The organism is Chishuiella sp., assembly GCF_032109125.1.
Lineage (GTDB): Bacteria > Bacteroidota > Bacteroidia > Flavobacteriales > Weeksellaceae > Empedobacter.
This window is the reverse complement of record NZ_DAMCLZ010000008.1, coordinates 109,104-131,551: the sequence shown is the minus strand read 5'-3', so window position 1 is coordinate 131,551 and position 22,448 is coordinate 109,104. Positions and strand designations below refer to the sequence as shown.

At 27.0% G+C, this 22,448-nt stretch carries 16 protein-coding genes; 10 read left to right on the top strand and 6 right to left on the bottom strand.

Annotation, left to right across the window (positions count from 1 at the left end):
* Nucleotides 1-170 precede the first annotated feature (170 nt).
* Together RT575_RS10120 and RT575_RS10115 are read right to left on the bottom strand one after the other, a co-directional pair.
* Nucleotides 171-2,291 (bottom strand): TonB-dependent receptor, encoded by a 2,121-nt coding sequence (locus RT575_RS10120; protein WP_313580602.1) that lies wholly within the window; start codon nucleotides 2,289-2,291, stop codon nucleotides 171-173.
* Between the two features lie 234 nt (nucleotides 2,292-2,525).
* Nucleotides 2,526-2,858, bottom strand: a complete 333-nt coding sequence (locus RT575_RS10115) for a S8 family serine peptidase (protein WP_313375472.1) — start codon at nucleotides 2,856-2,858, stop codon at nucleotides 2,526-2,528.
* 147 nt (nucleotides 2,859-3,005) lie between these two features.
* On the opposite strand from RT575_RS10115, the gene RT575_RS10110 reads away from it, so the two are divergent.
* The 5 genes from RT575_RS10110 (at nucleotide 3,006) to RT575_RS10090 (ending at nucleotide 10,583) form a co-directional block, all read left to right on the top strand.
* Nucleotides 3,006-3,680, top strand: coding sequence for a response regulator transcription factor (locus tag RT575_RS10110; RefSeq protein WP_313580600.1), 675 nt, complete (start codon nucleotides 3,006-3,008; stop codon nucleotides 3,678-3,680).
* 5 nt (nucleotides 3,681-3,685) lie between these two features.
* Entirely contained in the window at nucleotides 3,686-5,023 is a 1,338-nt protein-coding gene (locus tag RT575_RS10105) for a HAMP domain-containing sensor histidine kinase (RefSeq protein WP_313385790.1), read from the top strand.
* Nucleotides 5,024-5,133: 110 nt separating this feature from the next.
* Nucleotides 5,134-6,384 carry a TolC family protein gene (locus RT575_RS10100; RefSeq protein ID WP_313580598.1) on the top strand — a complete coding sequence of 417 codons (1,251 nt, stop codon included), beginning with the start codon at nucleotides 5,134-5,136 and terminating at the stop codon, nucleotides 6,382-6,384.
* A gap of 4 nt (nucleotides 6,385-6,388) precedes the next feature.
* The gene (locus RT575_RS10095) at nucleotides 6,389-7,486 is read left to right on the top strand and encodes an efflux RND transporter periplasmic adaptor subunit (protein ID WP_313580596.1); all 1,098 of its coding nucleotides are present in this window, start codon (nucleotides 6,389-6,391) and stop codon (nucleotides 7,484-7,486) included.
* A 4-nt stretch (nucleotides 7,487-7,490) separates the two neighbouring features.
* Nucleotides 7,491-10,583: a CusA/CzcA family heavy metal efflux RND transporter gene (locus RT575_RS10090; RefSeq protein WP_313580595.1), complete on the top strand. Its 3,093-nt coding sequence runs from the start codon at nucleotides 7,491-7,493 to the stop codon at nucleotides 10,581-10,583.
* A gap of 316 nt (nucleotides 10,584-10,899) precedes the next feature.
* On the opposite strand, the gene RT575_RS10085 is transcribed toward RT575_RS10090, so the two are convergent.
* From RT575_RS10085 to RT575_RS10070, 4 genes are all read right to left on the bottom strand, one after another.
* Nucleotides 10,900-11,478, bottom strand: a complete 579-nt coding sequence (locus RT575_RS10085) for an AhpC/TSA family protein (RefSeq protein WP_313580593.1) — start codon at nucleotides 11,476-11,478, stop codon at nucleotides 10,900-10,902.
* Between the two features lie 243 nt (nucleotides 11,479-11,721).
* Nucleotides 11,722-11,895 (bottom strand): hypothetical protein, encoded by a 174-nt coding sequence (locus RT575_RS10080; RefSeq protein ID WP_313580591.1) that lies wholly within the window; start codon nucleotides 11,893-11,895, stop codon nucleotides 11,722-11,724.
* The gene (locus RT575_RS10075; RefSeq protein ID WP_313580589.1) at nucleotides 11,888-13,231 is read right to left on the bottom strand and encodes an ATP-binding protein; all 1,344 of its coding nucleotides are present in this window, start codon (nucleotides 13,229-13,231) and stop codon (nucleotides 11,888-11,890) included. Before RT575_RS10075 ends, RT575_RS10080 begins: the two co-directional genes overlap by 8 nt.
* The gene (locus RT575_RS10070; protein WP_313580587.1) at nucleotides 13,228-14,577 is read right to left on the bottom strand and encodes a sigma-54 dependent transcriptional regulator; all 1,350 of its coding nucleotides are present in this window, start codon (nucleotides 14,575-14,577) and stop codon (nucleotides 13,228-13,230) included. The genes RT575_RS10075 and RT575_RS10070 overlap by 4 nt, the downstream gene beginning before the upstream one ends.
* A gap of 191 nt (nucleotides 14,578-14,768) precedes the next feature.
* Here RT575_RS10070 and RT575_RS10065 point away from each other — a divergent pair, with 191 nt between their 5' ends.
* The 5 genes from RT575_RS10065 to RT575_RS10045 are packed head-to-tail and all read left to right on the top strand — an operon-like array spanning nucleotide 14,769 to nucleotide 22,445.
* Entirely contained in the window at nucleotides 14,769-16,010 is a 1,242-nt protein-coding gene (locus RT575_RS10065; RefSeq protein ID WP_313580585.1) for an HlyD family efflux transporter periplasmic adaptor subunit, read from the top strand.
* Nucleotides 16,011-16,015: 5 nt separating this feature from the next.
* Nucleotides 16,016-16,726: an ABC transporter ATP-binding protein gene (locus tag RT575_RS10060; protein WP_313385804.1), complete on the top strand. Its 711-nt coding sequence runs from the start codon at nucleotides 16,016-16,018 to the stop codon at nucleotides 16,724-16,726.
* A gap of 23 nt (nucleotides 16,727-16,749) precedes the next feature.
* The gene (locus RT575_RS10055; protein ID WP_313580583.1) at nucleotides 16,750-17,571 is read left to right on the top strand and encodes a GIN domain-containing protein; all 822 of its coding nucleotides are present in this window, start codon (nucleotides 16,750-16,752) and stop codon (nucleotides 17,569-17,571) included.
* A gap of 17 nt (nucleotides 17,572-17,588) precedes the next feature.
* On the top strand, nucleotides 17,589-20,009 hold the full coding sequence (locus tag RT575_RS10050) for an ABC transporter permease (protein WP_313580581.1): 2,421 nt from the start codon (nucleotides 17,589-17,591) through the stop codon (nucleotides 20,007-20,009).
* Between the two features lie 15 nt (nucleotides 20,010-20,024).
* Nucleotides 20,025-22,445 (top strand): FtsX-like permease family protein, encoded by a 2,421-nt coding sequence (locus RT575_RS10045; protein ID WP_313580579.1) that lies wholly within the window; start codon nucleotides 20,025-20,027, stop codon nucleotides 22,443-22,445.
* The last annotated feature ends 3 nt before the right edge of the window (nucleotides 22,446-22,448 follow it).

The window sequence follows — 22,448 nt, the reverse complement described above, 5'->3', positions numbered from 1 at the left end:
ACTTGTTATAGGTAGCTTTAGTTTGGTACTATTTCTAGATATTGTGGTACTAATTATGGGTATTGTTATAAACGACCATAGTTCTATCAAATTCTTCAAATGAAATTCGAAAAATTAATAGAACTATGATCTAAAATAAGATATAATTGAGGTAAACTATAACATAATTATTAATAGCTTACAGTGAATCCAAGTGTATAATATCTACCATTTCCTCTAGCATATTCTGCATCTCTTGCCATAATCATAGAAGAACTTGTGTAATAAGTTTTATTGAATAAGTTTTCTATTCCTAAACTAAATCTTGTATTTTTTAATCTATAGTTTGCAGATAAATTAAATAAATCAATTGGAGAAACTTTTCCTTCTCCTTCGTTATATACATTATTTACTGGTGTAAATCTATCTCTACTTGATGTATGAGTATACATTACATTAATTCCAAAATCTTTTAAAGGAGTTAATGTTGTATATAATGTAAGTTTTGGAGCAGGAATATTTAGTCCAGACATGTATTGGTCATAACTAGAAGAACCATCAGATTTTAATTTTCCTTCTAATTGTGAATATGAAGCACCTAAAAATACATATTTATTAATTTGAGAATCTGCTTGTAATTCAAACCCATGAATTAATTGTGGATTTCTAACAACTTTCCAGAAACCATCATCACCAGCAACTAAATCACTTCCTAATTTAGATTGTGACCAATAGTATGCACCTTTAAAATTAACTTTATTAAATAATCTACTTGTAAAACCAACTTCATAATTATTAGTAGCAACAGGATCTGTTTGTATTTTACTAACTACATCTTCATTAGCAGTTCTTAGAACTCGACCTAAATCATAAATAGCAAATCCTTGAGAAAAAGATATGTAAGGATTAAATTCTTTTGCTGCGTAATATTGTAAAGATGAATTAAATGTAGGTTTACTATAATTTAAATTTCCTCCTTTAACAAAAGGCCAAACTTGATCTTTTTTATTTGGTATAGTATGATAATCAGGAACTTTTACAAGAATATTATCATATCTAAATCCAGCTTTAAAATTTAATTTACCATAAATATTAGTTACAGTTTGTATAAATCCAGCTGTATTATATGCTTTTAATTTAGGAACCCATAATCTTCCATCTACAAGAGGTTGACTTGTTTCATCTAACATAAAATCTCCTCCATATAGAACAGTTGTTTTTATATCATTAGAAATGTCAATTGTAGAAATAAGATTTAATCTTCCTCCAAATTTTTGAGCTTTTATAGTAGCTTGTCCACCTGTTTCTTCCCAACGAGGGCTTTTAGCAGAATTAGCTCTATAATCAAAGATAGTATATAAACTTTGAGTATAGACAGAAGCATCAAGGTTTGTATTCTTATAAATATTTTTACTTGTTAATTTAAGGTATGCATTATGATTGTATTTTGTACCCTCATTTACAGCAGCAGGATCTTGAGCTCCTATAACCCCAACTCTTGGAGATTCTAGATATTTACCACCAGATGCAATTAAATCAGTATCTTGTTCTGTTGAATAATAATTATACATTGCTTCTAAACGTGTATTTTCAGAAAAATCATAACCAATTTTAGCTAAAATATTTTTTTGAGATACATCACTTAGACCGTAACGAGGAGAAATAATTTGTTCATTTCCATCAATACCTCTACCCGAAGTTACAATTCCAGCATTTACTAAATAATCAAACTTTTTGATTTTTCCATAAAATTGTTGATTAATTCTATATCCAGAGGCATGATCACCTTGTTTAAACCTGTGGTCAGATAAAGCAATGGAAGTTTCTCCATTAAATGCTTTGTCTGTGTGTGCTTTTTTAGTTACAAAATTTACAATTCCACCAACAGCTCCTGCACCATAAAGAGAACTAGCTCCTTCTATAACCTCAATTCTTTCGATTGCATATGGGCTTATAGAACGAATATCTCTATCTGTGCTTCTAAGAGGTGTAGATTGTGGAATACCATCAATCATAATCAACATCTGGCGACCACGCATTGTTTGCGATCGATTACTTGTTGTATTCGAACTTAAACCAATTGATGGTACAGCTAATCCAAGAATAACGGACATGTCCGGATTGGCAAGAGCTAAAGATTCGATTGTTTTTTTTGATACGATGATGACAGAGCTACTTGAATTTTTTTTGATTTCCGGAATTCTTGTAGTTTCAATTAATGTTTCGTTTAATTCTACATCATCTTTTTGCTGAGCATATGTATTTTGAAGAGCTGCATGAAGTAGACAAACTAAAATTATTTTCTTTTTCATTTGTAATGTTTGTATGGTCTAAAAACATTGCAAATGTAGTTTTTATTTGGATTTATTCTAATTAAAATTAAAAAAAAATTTAAGTTTTTTGTTTGTATTTAATCGTTTAATCTAAGTTTTTTATTTTAAATTATTTGTTATTAATAGAATAAATAGTTGATAAATATTTAATACTAAAGATAAAAATGTAAAAAAAATTAAGAGATTAAAAAAAGTGAATATCAAATATTCACTTTAATCTAATTTCATTATATAATTTTTAGAAATAAGAGAAACACCTTTTACATTTTTAAAGAATTTTTCTGCATCTTCTAATTTTTTATTTTCAGGGATTGTAATTGCAACAGAATTAAAATTTTCATATTTATAATCAATTTTAGCACCATATTTTTCAATTTGTTTTAATAACTCTTCATTACCAATTTCTGGATCATAATTTATTATTAAACTATTTTTTACATAATTCAAATCTTTGTTTTCAGTCAATTGTTTTTCTTTTGTTTTCTTGTTAGTAGAGCAAGAAAATAATCCAAATATTATAGCAGAAAGTATGAATATTTTTTTCATTTAATAATTTTTTATTTTATTCTCAGCAAAGTTACTTTTCTTTCATCTCAAAATCAAATTTCATGGCTTATATTAGAGTTTAATTAGAATACAAAAAATCAATTAATAATTTCTTTAAAAAGAAATATTTTTGTAAAAACATATCAAATGCAGATATTGGTTATAGAAGACGATAAAAGAATTAGTGATTTTTTAATCAAAGGATTAGAGGAAAATAATCATTTAGTTACTTTATGCAGAAATGCAGAGTCTGTTTTAGAAAATTTTTTAAATATTCAATTCGATTTAATTATTTGTGATATCATGTTACCAGAGATGGATGGTATACAGCTTGTACAAACACTTCGATATAAAAAAATATTTACACCAATACTAATGTTAAGTGCTCTTAATTCTACACAAGATAAGATTACAGCATTAGATTATGGAGCAGACGATTATATAACTAAGCCATTCCATTTTGATGAATTATTATCAAGAATAAGAGCTTTGACAAGGAGAAATCAATTTCGTCAACAAGAAAATAATTCGAATAAATTGATTTTTGGTGAATTAGAAATAGATTTGGATCAATATAAAGTTTCTATTAATGATGAAGAAATAGAATTATCTCCCAGAGAATTTAAACTACTTAATTATTTGATAGAAAATATAGATAAAACTGTAACAAGAATTCAAATTCTAAATGCAGTTTGGGGAATAACATTTGATAATCACACGAACGTTGTTGATGTATATATTTCTTATTTACGTAATAAAATAGAAAAAAGAAATAAATATATTTATACTGTAAAAGGTGTTGGATATATGTTTAAATCTTAATTTACATGAAATTAAAGCATCGATTATCTATCTATTATGTAGCAATTTTTAGTATTGTTATTTTTATTGTTTCAGTAGTCATTTATTTTCTTTTTTATAATCAAATGGTAAAAAAAGAATTTCAATCTTTGGAAAGTAAATCTCTTTTAGCAGCCCTTTATTATTTAGAAGAAGATGAAGTAACAAATTCAGAACATAATAGTATAAAAATTCAACTTCAGAGAAAAATTTCTAAAAAAAATATTTTAGTTATAGATTCTTTAAATAAACGATTTAATGGAAATATGACTTCTGATTCTAATATAACAGAGAAATTTGTTGAGGATATTCGTAGGGATAAAAGTGTTCAATTATTAACTGATGATTATTTTTATAATGGGATTTTTTATTTGGATAATCAAGGTGATTTTGTCGTTATAACTAGAGAATCTAAGGATGAACTTGATGAACAGATGAAATCGCTATTAAATATTCTAATTGTTGTTTCTGTATTAGGAACATTATTTATATATGTGTTTTCTAATTATTTATCCAACATAGCATATGAACCTATTATCAAAATTATTCAACAGATAAAGGAGAGAGATGCAAAGAATTTTAATAAACCATTAAAATTAGAAAAGTCATACGAAGAAATAGAAGATTTAGTAAAAAATTATAATCATTTTATTGATCGAATAACTCAAACATTTACAATTCAGAAAAATTTTATTGATTATGTTTCTCATGAATTGAGAACACCAATAACAGCTTTATTAGGAACTTTAGAAGTTACAAATACAAAAAAACGTACATCAGAAGAGTATGAAGATGTTATTATTCAGCTGAAGCAGTATACAAATGATTTGCAAGAAACACTAGATCAAATGATGCTACTATCTGGTGTAAAAACAAATTTTGAATTTAAACAAATACGTATTGATGAGGTTATTTGGCAAGTTATAGAAAATGCCATTTTATATCATCAGGCACATATTAATGTAGATATAAAAGTAGAAAATAATCATTTATTATCTATTCATGGAAATGAAAAATTATTAGAATTAGCATTTAATAATATAGTAGGAAATGCTATAAAATATTCTGATAATAAACCAATACAAATACAATTTCTTGAAATTGATAATAAGTTACAAATTCATATTAGTGATCAGGGTATTGGAATTGTAGAAGAAGATTTGAAACAAATAAAACAAAACTTCTATAGAGGTAAAAATGCAACAAGTTATCAAGGTAAAGGAATAGGGCTATCAATGGCTAACGTTATTTTTACTTTACATCATTTTAATTTAGAAATATCAAATAATAAACCTAAAGGAACAGTTGTGAAAATAATTTGTTGATTTTTAATTATATAAATTTTAATAATTCAAAAATCTAATCTAATTTTAATGTACATTAAAACTAAAGTTAATGTATGAATTCTATTTTTGTCTTATTAAAATAATTTGAAGTGAAAGCAATTTATTTAGGAGCTGTTTTAATTACAGTATGTGCCCAAACACAAGCACAAAAAGTTACACTGGAAAATCTGGAAGCAGCATTTTTACAAAAAAATTATGAATTAATTGCAAGCAAATACAATATTGATAAGGTTGATGCAGAGATAATTCAAGAAAAATTATGGAGTAATCCTACATTGAGTATTTCTGAAGTAAATCTTTGGAAAACGTATAATGTAGAACAACAACCTTATTTAATAGGTAAATATGGGAGAAATCAGCAAGTAGCGGTTGAATTAGAACAATTAATAGAGACAGCAGGTAAACGTAAAAAAAGAGTAGCAATAAAGCAATTAGAAAAAAATAGTGCACTTTTTGATTATGAAGAGTTGATGAGAGAACTAAAAAAAGAACTTCGTCAAGCTTATTTTTCTCTAGCAAAAATTAATGAAGAAAAAAATCAATTACAAAATAGTATAGATTTATTTTCTCAGATGAATATTCAATATAAAAGACAAGCTGATTTGAAAAATGTTCCAAAAGCTGATTTTTATAGACTTCAAACAGAATTAATTTCATTACAAAAAGATAAAGTTTCTTTAGATAAGGATGAACTAGAATTATTAATAAAACTTCGTCTTTTAACACAAAATCCTGAATTAAAAACAGAAGATATAGATTTTTCAATATTTAATACTATTTCTAAACCAATACCATTAAATGTTAAAGAATTAGCTAAAGAACAAAATATAGGATTAAAACGCCAAGCGAATGAAATAAGCTTAGCAGAAAAACAATTGGTGTTGGAAAAAGCTCAACGAGTTCCAGATTTAACTTTTCAAGTGAATTATGATCGTGGTGGTAATATTATGCGTGATTTTGTAGGAGTAGGAGTTAGTATGGATTTACCTATTCTAAATACAAATAAAGGAAATATAAAATCAGCACAATTATCCGTAGATCAACAAAAAATATCTAAAGATGGATTGACTTATGAATTGGATAATTCAATAGATGGAATTCAAAATCAATTATCTCAATTAGAAAACATGTTGAATCAGTGGAAAGATTTAGATAAAGATGAACAATTAAAAATGATTGAAAATTATAAAAAACATCTACAAAATAAGCAAGTTACTTTGTTAGAGTTTATTGATTTCAGTCAAGCTTATAGAGAGTCTCAAGAATCTTATTTAGAAATACTAGAAGAATACCAAAATACATTTGAAGAATTAAATTATATCGTTGGACAAGACTTATAAAACAATGAAGAAAATACTATATTTTTTAGCTGCTTGCATAATCACTTTTGTTACAAGTTGTAAAACAAAAAAAGTAGAAACTGAAGAAGCACAATCAGAAAAAAAATTCTGTATGAATGAACAGCTACAGAAATCAACAAAAATAGTTCCTATAACAGAACAACCAGTTCATGAACAATTAACATTGTCAGGAAAAGTAGAATACAACGAAAATAATTTAGTTGCTTACAAAAGTTTACTACAAGGTACTGTTGATAAAGTTAATTTCCAATTAGGTGATTTTGTTAAGAATGGTCAAGTTTTAGCAATTGTGAAATCAAATGAAGTTTTAGATTTATCACAGCAAAGAAGAAATTTTGAGAATCAGATTGCATTAATTCAAAAACAAATCAAAACAAAGAAAGAGTTACTGAATGATGGTTTAGCTTCTCAACCAGAAGTAACAGAATTAGAATATGAATTAAAGTCAGCCAGAATAGATTTAGAAAATGTTAATGCAACTTTACGAATGTATCGTGCGGTTGGAAATGGTCAATTCCAAATTTTAGCACCAAAAGATGGTTACATTGTTCAAAAAAATATTAGTGCTGGACAAACAATTAATGCAGATTCTGAAGAAAATTTATTTTCAATATCAAACTTAAAACAAGTTTGGGTAATGGTAAATATATATGCTAATAATTTAAAATATGTTCATGTAAATGATTTGGTTAAAGTGAGAACAATGGCATATCCAGACAGAATTTATACTGGAAAAATAGATCGTATAGATAATGTTTTTGATAATGATGAACATGTTTTAAAAGCGAGAGTTGTTTTAGAAAATCAAGATCTTAATCTAATTCCTGGTTTAAGTGCTGATATTATTATTGATAAAGAGACAATCCTTAGAAATGCATTTGCTGTACCAAATAATGCAAAAGTATTTGATAATAACAAAGAATATGTAGTTGTATATAAAGACAAATGCAATATGGAAGTGAAACGTATTCACTCAGTTGGTCAAAATGAAGAATATACTTTTGTAGATGAAAAATTTGCTCCAAATGATAAGGTTATAACAAGTAATGCATTACTTATTTACGAAGAATTAAATAAATAAATTCATGAAAAAATTAGTTCAAGCCGTCGTAACTTTTTCGTTGCGCAATACAACCTTTGTATTATTTGGAATTCTTGTTTTACTTTTTGGAGGGATTTATGCATTAAAACATACACCAATAGAGGCATTTCCAGATGTAACAAACACAAGAGCTCGTATTATTACTCAATGGCCAGGAAGAAGTGCAGAAGAAATGGAAAAGTTAGTTACTTTACCTATTTCTAAAGTAATGAATAGTATTCCTCATAAGTCTAATATTCGATCTATTTCTCTTTTTGGTTTATCTGTAGTAACTGTTCAATTTGAAGATGGAGTTGATGATTTTTATGCACAACAATATGTTTCTAATAAATTGAATGGAGTTGATTTACCAGATGGAGCAGAATCTGAAATTGAACCACCTTCTGGTGCTACAGGTGAAATTTTTAGATATATTATAAAAAGTGATTTACCTATTAAAGAAACAACAGCAATCCAAGATTGGGTTATTGAAAGAGAATTGCTTTCTGTTCCAGGTGTTGCAGATGTTGTCAGTTTTGGTGGTGAAGAAAAAACATATGAAATAAAGATTAATCCAACTGAATTAAAAAATTATGATTTATCTCCATTAGATGTTTATGAAGCGGTTTCTAAATCAAATATTAACGTTGGTGGTGATGTAATTCAACAAGGAGATCAAGCTTATGTTGTTCGTGGCGTTGGATTATTAGATAAGATAGAAGATATAGGAAATATTACTATAAAACTGAATGGTTCAACTCCTATCCTTATAAAAAATGTTGCAGATGTAGCTATTTCTAATAAACCTCGTTTAGGACAAGTTGGTTATAATAAACAAGATGATGTTGTAGAAGGAATTGTAATTATGCTTCGTGGAGAAAATCCTTCTGAAGTAATCAGTAGTTTAAAAACAAAAATAGAGGAATTAAATACAAGAACTTTACCTAGCAATGTTAAAATTGAAACAGTTGTTGATCGTACTAAATTGGTTGATAATACAGTACATACAGTTTCTAAAAATATTGTAGAAGGTATTTTATTAGTTTCTTTAATTGTATTTGTATTTTTATACAATTGGAAATCAACAGTTATTGTAGCTTCGGTAATCCCTCTATCTTTCTTGTTTGCTATTATTATGCTAAAAATACAAGGTTTACCTGCTAATCTAATTTCAATGGGATCATTAGATTTTGGATTGTTGTTAGAAGGAACTTTAGTTATTGTAGAAACTGTTTTTGTTGCTTTAGGAACAATGCAACATAAGGTAGGAGCAGAACGTTTTGCCAAAATGAGTAAAATGGGAGTAATTAAAAGAAGTGCAGGTAGTGTTGCTTCATATATTTTCTTTGCTCTTATTATATTAATTGTTGCATTATTACCAATATTCTCTTTCCAAAAAGTAGAAGGTAAAATGTTTACACCACTAGCATTTACACTTGGTTATGCTCTTTTAGGATCATTAATTTTGAGTTTAACGTATGTTCCTGCAATGTGTAAATTATTGTTTACAAAGAATATAGAAGAAAAAGAGAATTTTATTACTCGTTTTTTTCAGAAAACAATCTTTGGATTATATTCAGTAGCATTTCGTAACAAGAAACTTACTTTAGGTTTATTCATAGGACTATTAAGTGTTTGTGTATTCAGATTTTCGAATTATGGTTCAGAATTCTTACCCAAATTAAATGAAGGCGCAATTTATATTAGAGCAACATTACCCAATAGTGTAAATCTACAAGAATCAACTCGTCTTACAAAAGAAATGAAAGACTTGATGCTGAAAAATAATGATGAAATAGATTTTATATTAACACAGACAGGTCGTCCAAATGATGGAACAGATCCTACAGGATTTTTTAATATTGAGTTTAACATTCAGTTGAAAGACGAAAAAGATTGGAAAAGAAAAGTATCCAAAGAAGATATTATTCAAGAAATGAGAAAAAAACTAGAACATTATCCAGGAATAACATTCGGTTTCTCTCAACCAATTCAAGATAATGTAGAAGAATATGTCGCTGGTGTAAAAAGTTCGTTGGTTATAAAAATATTTGGAGATGATTTATATGATTTAGAAAAGTATGCCAATAAAGTAGCCAATTCTATTAAAAAAGTTGATGGAATAACTGATTTAAATGTTTTTAAAAATATAGGTTTACCAGAATTGCGTATTGTTTTAAGTGATTCTCAAATGGCAAAATATGGTATAAATACTGCCGATGTACAAGCTGTTATTGAAATGACAATTGGAGGACAAGCAGCAACTAAATTTTATGAAGACGATCGTCAATTCGATGTCATTCTTCGTTTCCAAAAAACATACAGAGATACTCCAGAAAAAATTGGAAATATACTTATTCCAACAAGTAACGGACATAGTGTGCCATTACAAGAAGTAGCAACTATTGGTTACCAAACAGGTCCGGCATTTATTTACCGCGAAGGAAATAGTCGATATATAGGAATAGGTTTCAGTATAGAAGGAAGAGATTTAGGTAGTACAATAGAAGAAGCGAAAAAAGTAGTTGCAAAAGAAGTTAAATTACCAAAAGAGAATCATATGGAATGGGCTGGAGAATTCGAAAGTAAAGAACGTGCAGCAAAACAATTAACAATGGTTGTTCCTATTTCATTGGTATTAATTTTACTATTACTTTATACAAACTTTGGTAATGCAAAAGATACTGCAATAGCTGCATTAACATTGCCATTTGCCTTCATCGGAGGATTTATTTCTCTTTGGGTAACAGGTACTATTTTTGGAATTTCTGCTGGGATAGGATTTATTATTCTATTCGGTGTCGCAACAATTGACGGAATTGTATTAATAGGGATTATTAGAGATAATATAAAACATAAAATGAACCTAAAAGAAGCAATAATTCATGGTGTAAAAAGTAGAATTAGACCTGTTGTTATGATTGCTTTGATGGGGTCTATGGGATTATTACCAGCAGCTTTATCAACAGGAATGGGATCAGAAATTCAAAAACCATTAGCAATTATGATTGTTGGGGGATTAATAATCTGTCTTATCCTTTCATTTACAATATTACCGATAGTATTTTATTATGCATATCGAAAAAAGATTGATTAATTAATGTGTTTCAAGTTTATTAGTATTTTTTGTAACAATAGCGAGCGTAAAGCTCGCTATTGTTGTTTATTACAAGTAATTATTTAAATGTTTTTTGGGCAATCCTTTCAGGTCGCGCTTTCCGTTCCAATCTTTTTACTTCGCTAGAACGCTCCGCAAAAAGGATATCCACTACAATCGCTATTGCAAATTTTTTCTGTCAGATAGAGAGTGATTTTTTTGAAATGAGAATGTAGAAAAATAGTATCGAAATCTAGATAGAAAAGCTTTAAACAAGGTTGTGTATTTTAATTTTTGTTTACAATAATCAATGATGTTAATGAAAGTTTTTTATACTATCCAATTTTTGTATTAGTTCACGACTTTCTCCACCTCCACAAGAAGAATGTATTACTTTTCCATTTGAATTTATAAGAATTTTAGCAGGATTACAAAATATATTATAGTCTAATACTTGAGGTTTATTTTGTGATTTAGTATTATCTATTTGTTCAAATATAATTCCGGAATTTTTTAAGTATTCATCTAGTTCGTTTTGATTCTCAACATACCCTTCAATTATACCAATAAATTTTATTTTATTTTTGTACGAATTATATATATCATTTAGTTCTTTAGTCATATCATATGATTCACTTTTTCTTAAATATGATTTATCATAAATTAATATTACTAAATTTTTATTTTTATAATCTTGAGAATTGAATAATTTTCCATTTAAGGTCTTAGCAGTGAAATATTTTGGTGTTGCATTTATGAAAAAATCTATCTGGTTTTTCCTTAGTTCTAAAGCTTGTTTCTGAAGTTCTTTCAAGCTATTTTCTTGTTGATTCTTCTTATCTTTACAAGAAGATATAAATAGTAAAATTACAACTAATAGTAATAGTTTCTTCATTGTTTGTTTTTTTATAATCTTATTATATAATTTATCCCCAAAAAATAAAATAGGCGGGTTAGAAATTTTAAAATAACCCAAGTAATAGCTTATTATTGTTTACTAAAATATGGAAAAATTAATTAGTTAATAATAAGTACTTTAAAAATAATAATTCTTTTTAAAAGAGTTTTTATTATTATTTTGTGTTTTTGTTTCGAAAATTAGAGTTGTACAGCAGTTACTGTTTTTAACTATAGTTTTTTATTTAATTTGTTCTATAAATTGAAATCCTATTTCGTTTAACAAACCATCTAATCTGAAATTTCCACTTTTATTTGTAAGGACAGTTATAGCAAGTGATTCTTTTGGAAATATTCTATATTCAGTTGTTGTTTCCAGATAACCACCATTATGCCCAAATAAATAATTAGTCATTGTTAGACTTTGTTATTGGAAATGAGATTACAAATTCCTTTTTGCCATTTATTTGTTTATAAAAAAGGTAACCTTTGTGTGCTTCTATAATTGTTTTAGAAAGTGTGAGACCTATTCCAGCACCATTTTTTCGGGTTGTATAAAAAGGTAAAAATATTTTCGAAAGAATAGTTTCATCAATTAAATTTCCTGAGTCGTGTACGATAATTTGTAAACGATTGTCTGTTTGTTTACAATAAACTTCAATTCGTTTTTGGTCTATATGTTCAATAGCGTGAATAGCATTTTTTATTAGGTTAATTACTACTTGTTCGAATTGTATTCTATCTACATCAATTGTAATAGAATCTGGTATAGAGAGTACAAAATCTACTTTTTTTTCTTCCAATTCGTGTTTAAAAGATTGTTGAACTTCTTGTATAATTTCTTTTAAATTGTGATTTGATTTGATAGGATGAGGTATTGTTGTGAGTTGTCTGTATTGTTCGACAAAGGTTTGTAAATGTTGACTTCTATTCATGATAGTATCTAAACTTAATCGAATATCATCATAATCTTCATTGGTTAATTCATCACTTTCAAAATATGTTTTTGTTGTGCTAGCTAATGAATAAATAGGAGTAAGAGAGTTTATAATTTCGTGTGCAATGATTTTCATAACATTTACCCAAGCCTCTTTTTCAGTAGAATCTATAACTCTTTGTACCGAGTCTAGAAAGATAATGTCATATTCTTCACCTTCTATAATAGTTTTAGAATTTTGGATAATATACGTTTGTTGTTGTTCTTCATCAATCTGAATGTCTAAGAGTGATTTTATTTCTTGAAAATTATTGTTTTCTAATACATCTGAAAATTGAGGAATAATTTTTTTTAATTTATTCCAAGAGTTTGATTTTGGTATATCGAATAGTTTTTGAAAATAGTTGTTTATAAAAATAATTTTACGGTCATTTTCAACTTTTTTTAAAATCAAGAATCCTGAAGAAATAGAGTTTAATAATTGCTGATAAAGGATTTCTTTGGAAAAACTAGTTTGTTTTTCGGCTTTTATTTTTTGATATAATTTGATAATTTGTTGGTCTTTTAGTGTATTTATTTCTGGAATGTTTAGACTATAATCATCATATAAAAGTGCTGAGATAATTTTTTGATTATAAGAAAAATATTTTTTTGAAAAATAAATTAATTCAACAAGAGATAGGGTGGATAATAAGATGAAAAAAAATCCCGAAAACCAAAATTTATGAATAATGAAATAGGAAGTTGTAAATAGAAAAAAAACAAATAAGGAAATACGAATAGCTATGGATAATTGAGTAGATAATTTTTTCATGAAGCAGTATTTGATATAGTATATTTTTCCATTTTACGATATAGTGCAGCACGAGATATTCCTAAATCTTCGGCTGTTTTGGATATATTCCATTGATGAAAATGTAAACGTTCTACAATTTTTTGTTTCTCTATGTCGGACAACGTTCGGATAGTTTCTTCTTTTTTGAGTGGAATTAACGTATCAAATCCTAAATTATCTAATGTAATTTGATTATTTTCAGCTAAAATAACAGCTCTTTCGATTCTATTTTGTACTTCACGAATATTGCCATTCCATTCGTAATGTTCTAATTGATTGAGTAATTCATCATCAATATAAGGAATATCTAAATCGTATTTGTTAGAAAATATATCAATGAAATAGTGTATTAATGGGATAATATCTTCTTTTCTTGCCGAGAGATTTGGCATGTTAAGAGAAATGGTATTAATACGATAGAATAAATCTTCACGAAAAGCACCTTTTTTTACATCTTCTTCTAGGTTAGAATTTGTTGCTGTAATAATTCTGACATCTATTTTACGAGGTTTGCTTTCACCAAGTCGTGTGATTTCTTTGTTTTGTATAACTTGTAATAGTTTGGCTTGTAAATGTAATGGTAGATTACCTATTTCATCTAAAAAAATAGTTCCATTATTGGCACTTTCAAAACGACCTATAGTATCATTTTTAGCATCGGTAAAAGCTCCTTTTGTGTAACCAAAAAGTTCACTTTCGAATAAATTTTCATTGAGAGAGCCTAAATCTACATGAACAAAAATGTCATCTTTTCGTTTAGATTTTAGATGAATATCTTTTGCTAATACTGTTTTTCCCGTACCATTTTCGCCTAAAATAAGAACCGTTGCATCTGTTAAAGCAATTTTATTGGCGATTTTATATATTTTTTGAACAGCAATTGATTCTCCTAAAAATAAATCTTTTTTTGGTTGTTTTGTTGTTTGTTTGGATTTTCTTTCTTGTTTTACAGCATCTTTTATTAAATCGACTAGTTTTTCATTGTTCCAGGGTTTTAATAAATAATCCACAGCACCAAGTTTTAGACCTTCAACAGCAGTTTCTACATGACCAAAAGAGGTCATTAAGATTATTTTTACAGAAGGTTGTATTCTATTGATTTCTTTTAGCCAAAATATACCTTCTTTTCCATCTTCATAACCTGTTCTATAATTCATATCCATTAAAACAACATTAATTTCTTGTTCAATAAATAATTGTGGGATTTTTTTAGGGTCTGAACAAGTTAAAATGGTTTCGAATTGCTTCTTTAATAATAATTTACTAGCGATTAAAATTTCTTCTTGGTCGTCAATAATAAGAATAGTAGCCTGTGTTTTTTTCATTTCATTTTTTTATGTTGTCCTATTTCGAACAAATCAGTGTTCGTTTCCGAACAGTTAATTTGTAGTGTTATTTTATAAAATGACTGTTTTCAATCATCTAGCAAATTATAAAATTTAGGCACATTTATTACTTATTGAAATATAGTAGGATAACAATAAATACTTTCCTGTTTTTGTAAATTTAAGAAATAATGGATACGAAAATCAATCAAAAAAATAAAAATTTAAAACGAATTATATTATTAGCTTTTGTCGTTGCTTTTTTTGGAGTAAGTAGTTTTTATTTGATTAAACGTCCAAGAAGTTTAAGTATTAATTCCAGTGAAATAATAATAAAGGATGTTGCTGTTGAAAATTTTGAAGATTTTGTGATTTTTCAAGGACAACTAGAACCAATTAATTCAATTTTAATAAATGTAGTAGAAGGTGGTTCTGTACAGGAAGTATTTGTAGAAAATGGAGAAATGGTAACGAAAGGAATGCCAATTGCTCGTTTATATAATCCAAATACAGAATTGAATTATTTGACGCAAGAAACAGCGATAATAGAACAAATGAATCAGTTGAATGTTGCTAAACTTTCTATTCGCAATCAAGAGTTAGATATGTCTAAGGATTTTGTAGCAATAGAACATGATTACAATCAGTCGAAATTAGATTATGATTTAAGTAAAAAATTATATGACCGTGAAGTTTTATCTAAAAACGAATGGGAAAACACACAAGAGAAATTGCGTTTTCAGAATGAACGTAAAGGAATTATCCAGAAAACTTTAGTAAAAGAAAGAGAATCGAATACAATACAGTTAAAACAAATAGATGAAGCTCTGGCTATTATGCGAAAAAGTTTAATAACGTTGAGACAAAATAAAAAGAATTTCTTAGTTATTGCTCCAGAAACTGGAAGATTAAGTTCTTTTGAAGCAACTTTAGGACAGTCTATAGAAGCAGCTAAAAGCATTGGAAAAATAGATATTTTAAGTGGGTATAAACTTGTTGCTATGGTAGATGAATATTATTTGGATAGAATTCAAGAAAACCAATATGGGCAAATTGAAATGAAAGGAAAAATAATAAAAGTGAAAGTGACTAAAATTTCTCCTGAAATAAAAGGAGGGAAATTTAAAACTGAATTAGAATTTATAGATAAAATTCCATCTAATTTACAAGAAGGATTATCTGTTGGAGTAAAACTTATTTTATCAGAAAAAGAAAAAAGAACTGTTATACCAAAAGGCTCTTTTTATGCAACAACACAAGGGAAATGGATTTTCGTTGTAAATGGTGATAAAGCAGTAAGAAGAAAAATTGAATTAGGACGAGAAAATCCAAACTATTATGAACTTGTTTCAGGATTAAAAGTTGGTGAAAAAATTATCGTTTCAAATTATGAAGATTATAAAGAAATACAAGAATTAACTATAAAAAACTAACTATAATGATAACAATAAACAAATTATCAAAAGTATTTATTACAGAAGATATTCAAACAAGAGCATTAAATGAAATTAATTTAACTATTCGTTCGGGGGAATTTGTATCAATAATGGGACCTTCTGGTTGTGGAAAATCAACATTACTTAATATTATAGGATTATTAGATTCCTTTGATGACGGAAGTTATACAATTTCAAATAACGAAATGGCAAAAGCAAATGAGACGAAACGAGCTAAGGTTCGTAAAGAAAATATAGGTTTCATTTTTCAAAACTTTAATTTAATTGATGAACTTTCTGTTTATGATAATATTGAACTACCATTGATTTATGCTAAAATAGCTAGTTCTGAAAGAAAAAAAAGAGTGAAAGAAATTGCAGAAAAACTGAATATTTCTCATCGCTTACAACATTTTCCTCAACAACTTTCAGGAGGTCAACAACAACGTGTAGCAGTTGCAAGAGCATTGGTGATGAACCCTAAAATTATTCTGGCTGATGAGCCAACAGGAAATTTAGATAGTACAAATGGAAATGAAGTAATGGAATTATTAACAGATTTACATATACAAGGTTCAACAATTCTTATGGTAACACACTCTTCACATGACGCCGCATTTTCTGAACGAATAATTACGATGAAAGATGGTGAAATACTTTCTGAAAAAATAAATCAAAAAAATGTTAATGTTTTTGCAAATACAGAATTATAAAAATTAATCAATATACATATACTATGAAAAAATATATCACATTCGTACTAATCTTTATTGCATTAATTATTAATGCTCAAATACAAGAAACAAGAAATATTTCATCTTTTGACAAAATTTCAGGAAGCACAGGGGTTAATATTTCTTATCATCTTTCTAACTCTCCTAAGATAATTGTAGATACTGATAAAAAAGAAAATTTAAATTATATTATTACTGAAGTTAAGAATAATGTATTACAGTTATATATTGATAATAAAGAAAAAAGAAATATCAATATTTCAAAGGTTAATATAGCTGTTTATGGATCTTCGATTAATTCGATTAAAATGAGTTCGGGAGCTCAAATAAAATTTAATGATAAAATGAATTCTAATGGTTTAGAGATCCATTCTTCTTCGGGTTCTATTATTAATTTAGGTGAATTGTTTAATTCTAAAAATATTAATATTCATTTATCATCTGGTTCACAATTAAAAGGAAATCTTTCTTCTGATAATATAAAAGCATCAATTAGTTCTGGAGCAAATTGGAATACAAACTTAAAATCTAAACAATTAGAAATAAATAGCTCTAGCGGATCTAGTACAACTTTAAGTGGAAAAACAAACTTAATTACTGTAAAATCTTCAAGTGGATCTAAATGTAATTTATATGATTTAGAAGTATTGGAAGCAAATTTTAAAGCAAGTAGTTCCGCTACAATTAATAGTTGGGTTGTAGATAAATTTTCTGCTTCTGTAAGTTCTTCTTCTAAGATTACAATAAAAGGAGACCCAAAAGTTACTTCTATAAAAAAAGATAAATCAGGAAAAGTAAAAAATAAATCGGGTAACGACTATTAACTCTAAATGATATCTAGATGCTAAAAAACTGGTTCAAAATATATATTCATAATGCTATAAAAAATAAGTGGTTTACTTTATTAACCATTCTAGGTTTAGCAATAGGAATTACAGGAGTTATTTTTTCAACATTGTATTGGAAAGATGAAACAAGTTATGACCAATGGAATACAGATAAAGATCTCATTTACGAAACGTTATCTGTGTTTCCTATTGCTGGAGAAGAATGGCCGACCAGTGTTGAGCCTTTACCTCGTTATTTGAAAGAAAAGTCAGATAAAGTTGAAAATTATTGTTGGTTTGAGGGGTGGTATGGAAGAGAAACTTTTTATGTCGATAAAAAAAAAGTTTACATAGAAGGAATTGTTAGTACAGATCAAAATTTCTTTGATTTTATTCCATTCAAATTTGTAAAAGGAAATGTAGAAGACTTTCGTAAAAATAAATATGGTATTGCGTTAGAAGAAAATGAAGCAATTAAACTATTTGGTAATCAAAATCCTGTCGGAAAAATCTTAACAAACTATGACGGACGAAAGATGCCTATTTACGGAGTTTTTAAGGGAAATAAATTTAGTGGATTTCAGCCTAAAATGGTTGTTTCTAATATTTATACTCGTTTAGATGATGTTAAAGATAATTGGGGAAGTTATGGTCCTGGATTATTAATAAAGTTAAAAGACCTTAAGTATAAATCGGAAATAGAAAAATTAGGGACAGATTTGTTTTATGTAAATAATACCATAAAAAATGCCAAAAATGAAGGTATGTCTATTGAGGAATTTTCAAAAATTTATGAACCAGTAAAAGTAAAGTTTCAATCCTTAAAAGATTCTAGATTAAATGCTAAGGTATCAAAACTTCCAGAAGGAATGGGGAATATGTTGTTTATACAAATTAACTTAGGGTTATCGTATTTGATTCTAATTTTATCTATAATTAACTATATTAATCTATCTACTGCACAAGCAATAAGAAGAGCAAAAGAAGTAGGAATAAGAAAAATTGCTGGTGCATCTAAACGTAATATTATTTTACAATTTATCATAGAAACAACTATTACAACTGTTATTGCATTTTTTGTTGCATTAGCTTTAGTAGAAGTAGGTTTATCGAGTTATAATCAATTAATCAATAAAAATTTAGAAATTGATTTTATAAGTTTTATTCCAAATCTATTACTGATTTTTAGTATTGTTGTTGTTCTTGCTGGAATTTTTCCTGCGATTTATGTTTCCAATTTTAAAGAATTAAACGTTTTAAAAGGAAATTTCTCAAGGAGTAAAAATGGAATTTGGTTACGAAATTCAATGCTAGTTTTACAGTTTTCTATTGCAACATTCTTTATAGTGGGAGGTACATTTGTTATTCAGCAAATGAATTATTTAGCGAATAAAGATTTGGGTTTTTCTGGAGACCAAATTATTAGTATACGATTTAGAAGACAAGATTTAGGAGAGCGAAAGTTTGATTTTTATAAAAGTTTTCAGCAAGATTTATTAAAAATAAAAGGCGTACAAGCTGTTAATGCAACAGTATTCACATTTGGTTCTAATAGCGCTGGCTCAAATACAAGTTTTAGAGTAAAAGATAAACAATTAGTAACAGAAAATATGGCAATAGATTTTGGTTTTCTTGATATGATGAAAATAAAAGTTATCCAAGGAAGAGATCTAAACCCTACCATTTCATCTGACACGATATCAAATGTTTTGATTAACGAAACAGCTAAAAATTATTTTGGAGAATCATTAAAAATAAATGATGAATTTTATTGGAACGATCAAAAACTAAAATTAGTTGGTGTAACAAAAGATTTCAATTTAGGACAACCACAATTGAAAATAAAACCTATGATGTTTTTCAATTTCAAAGTTGTAAAATGGTTGAATGCTAATGTGGACAATATAATTATTAAAGTAGATACAAAAGACACTAAACAAACAATTGATAATATTGAGAAATTTTGGAAAGTAAAAGTAGATCAAGATTATCCTTTTGAATATGATTTTGTAGATAAACAATTTGCACGTTCATACGAAAATTATACAAAACAAGAAAAGATGTTCAAAATACTAAACGTAGTTGTGATAACGATTGCTTTGTTCGGATTATTTGCTCTTTCATCATTCACCATAGAGCGTAAATACAAAGAGATAGCAATTAGGAAAGTATTGGGGGCAGAAACAGGATCTTTATTAAAAATTCTTTCTAAACAATATATTTATTTATCAGTAATTGGTTTTGCTATTGCTATTGTCCCAAGTTATTTTTTAATGCAAATGTGGTTAGAAAATTTTGCATATAGAATTAGTATCTCTATTTGGGTTTATGTTTTTGCATTTGTGCTATTACTTTCACTTACGTTGTTAGTTGTACTATTAAAAGCTTATTCAGCAACACGAATTAATGTGCTTAATTATTTAAAATACGAATAATAAAATAATAGTTAGATGCTAAAAAACTGGTTAAAAATATATATTCATAATGCTATAAAGAATAAATGGTTTAGTTTATTAACTATTCTAGGTTTAGCAATAGGAATTACAGGAGTTATTTTTTCAACATTGTATTGGAAAGATGAAATAAGTTATGATCAATGGAATCCATACAAAGATAGAGTGTACGAGGTTATGACTGAGTTTACTCATAATAATGAAATCTGGCCATCTACAGTAACACCTTTAGGTGAAAATTTAGGTCAATCAACTAGTAAAATTGAGGATAAAACCTGGATTGTTCCATGGTATTCTAATAGTACTGTTATTATTGATAATAAAAAAGTTTATTTAAAGAATACTATAATAACAGATCAGAATTTTTTTAGTTGCATTCCATTTCAGTTTGTAAAAGGAAGCATAGAGGAATTTAATAAGAATAGGTTTGCTATTGCAATAGAGGAAGATGAGGCAAAAAGATTATTTGGAGATAGAAATCCAATCAATCAAATCATTACACAACTTGATGGAAAGAAGATGCCTATCCTGGGTGTTTATAAATTAGAAAAGTATTCAAGTATCAAACCAAAATTTGTTTTTTCTTCTATATATAATCAATTAAAAGAAAACCAAAATGAATGGGGAAACTTTGGAACAACATTATTGGTGAAATTGAAAAATCCATTAGAAAAAGATGAAGTCGAAAAAATAGGGAGTGAATTATTTTATAAAAATAGGACTATAGTTTTTGCAAAAGAAAAAGGAGTTTCTGTCAATGAATATATAAAAGTAAATGGTATAAATAAAGTAAAATTATTACCATTAAAAGATGCTCGTTTAGATTCGATTCAAACAAATTTACCAGAAGGAAAAGGGAATAAACTCTTTTTAGAGATTAATTTAGGTTTATCTGTATTGATTTTGATTTTATCTGTTATTAATTATGTTAATCTTTCTACTGCACAAGCTATTCGTAGAGCAAAAGAAGTAGGAATTCGAAAAGTTCTTGGAGCATCAAAAAGAAATGTAATTTATCAATTTATTTTTGAAACAGCAATTACAACATTTGTTGCATTATTATTTGCAATGGCTTTGGTAGAAATAGGTTTACCTTTTTATAATCAATTAATAAATAAAGAAATAGAAATAGATTTTATAAGTTATTTATCTTATTTAGGAAGTATATTTTTTATTGTTATTGTTTTAGCAGGAATTTTTCCAGCTATTTATATTTCAAATTTTGAAATTTTAAAAGTCTTGAAAGGTAATTTCTCAAGAAGTAAAAATGGAATTTTATTAAGAAATATAATGCTTATCCTTCAATTTTCTATAGCAGCATTTTTTATTATCGGTGGAACGTTAGTTAGTGAGCAGGTTCAATATATAGCTAATAAAGAATTAGGTTTTAATGGAAAACAAGTAATTAGTGTAAAGTTTAGAAAAGCTGATTTAGAAGGTAATCGATATGATTTTTATAGAAAAATAAAACAAGATTTATTAAAAATAAAAGGAATAAAGGAAGTTAATGCGATAGCATTTCAGTTTGGAGATAATGGTGCTGTTTCTAATTCGCAATTCTCTGTAGAGGATAAAATTATTACAGGAGAAAATATGGCAATAGATTTTGGTTTTTTTGATATAATGGGAATAAAAATGAAAGAAGGAAGAGATTTTAATTCTGCTATTTCCTCTGATACAATTTCCAATGTTATCTTGAATGAAACTGCTATAAAACAATTAGATAATAAATTAAAAATTAATGATGAGTTTTCATGGAATGATAATAAATTCAAATTGATAGGTATAGCAAGTGATTTTAATTTAGGTTCTCCTGCAAAAGAAATAAAACCAATGTTATTCATGAATTTTAATACAGTAAAATGGATGTCATATAACTTACAAAGTTTAATTTTCAAAATAGATTCAGAGAACCCAGAAGAAACGATTTTATCTATCGAAAAATTTTGGAAAGCAAAAGTAGATCAAGATTATCCTTTTGAATATGATTTTGTAGATAAACAATTTGCACGTTCATACGAAAATTATACAAAACAAGAAAAGATGTTCAAAATACTAAACGTAGTTGTGATAACGATTGCTTTGTTCGGATTATTTGCTCTTTCATCATTCACCATAGAGCGTAAATACAAAGAGATAGCAATTAGGAAAGTATTGGGGGCAGAAACAGGATCTTTATTAAAAATTCTTTCTAAACAATATATTTATTTATCAGTAATTGGTTTTGCTATTGCTATTGTCCCAAGTTATTTTTTAATGCAAATGTGGTTAGAAAATTTTGCATATAGAATTAGTATCTCTATTTGGGTTTATGTTTTTGCATTTGTGCTATTACTTTCACTTACGTTGTTAGTTGTACTATTAAAAGCCTATTCAGCAACACGAATTAATGTGCTTAATTATTTAAAATACGAATAAAAA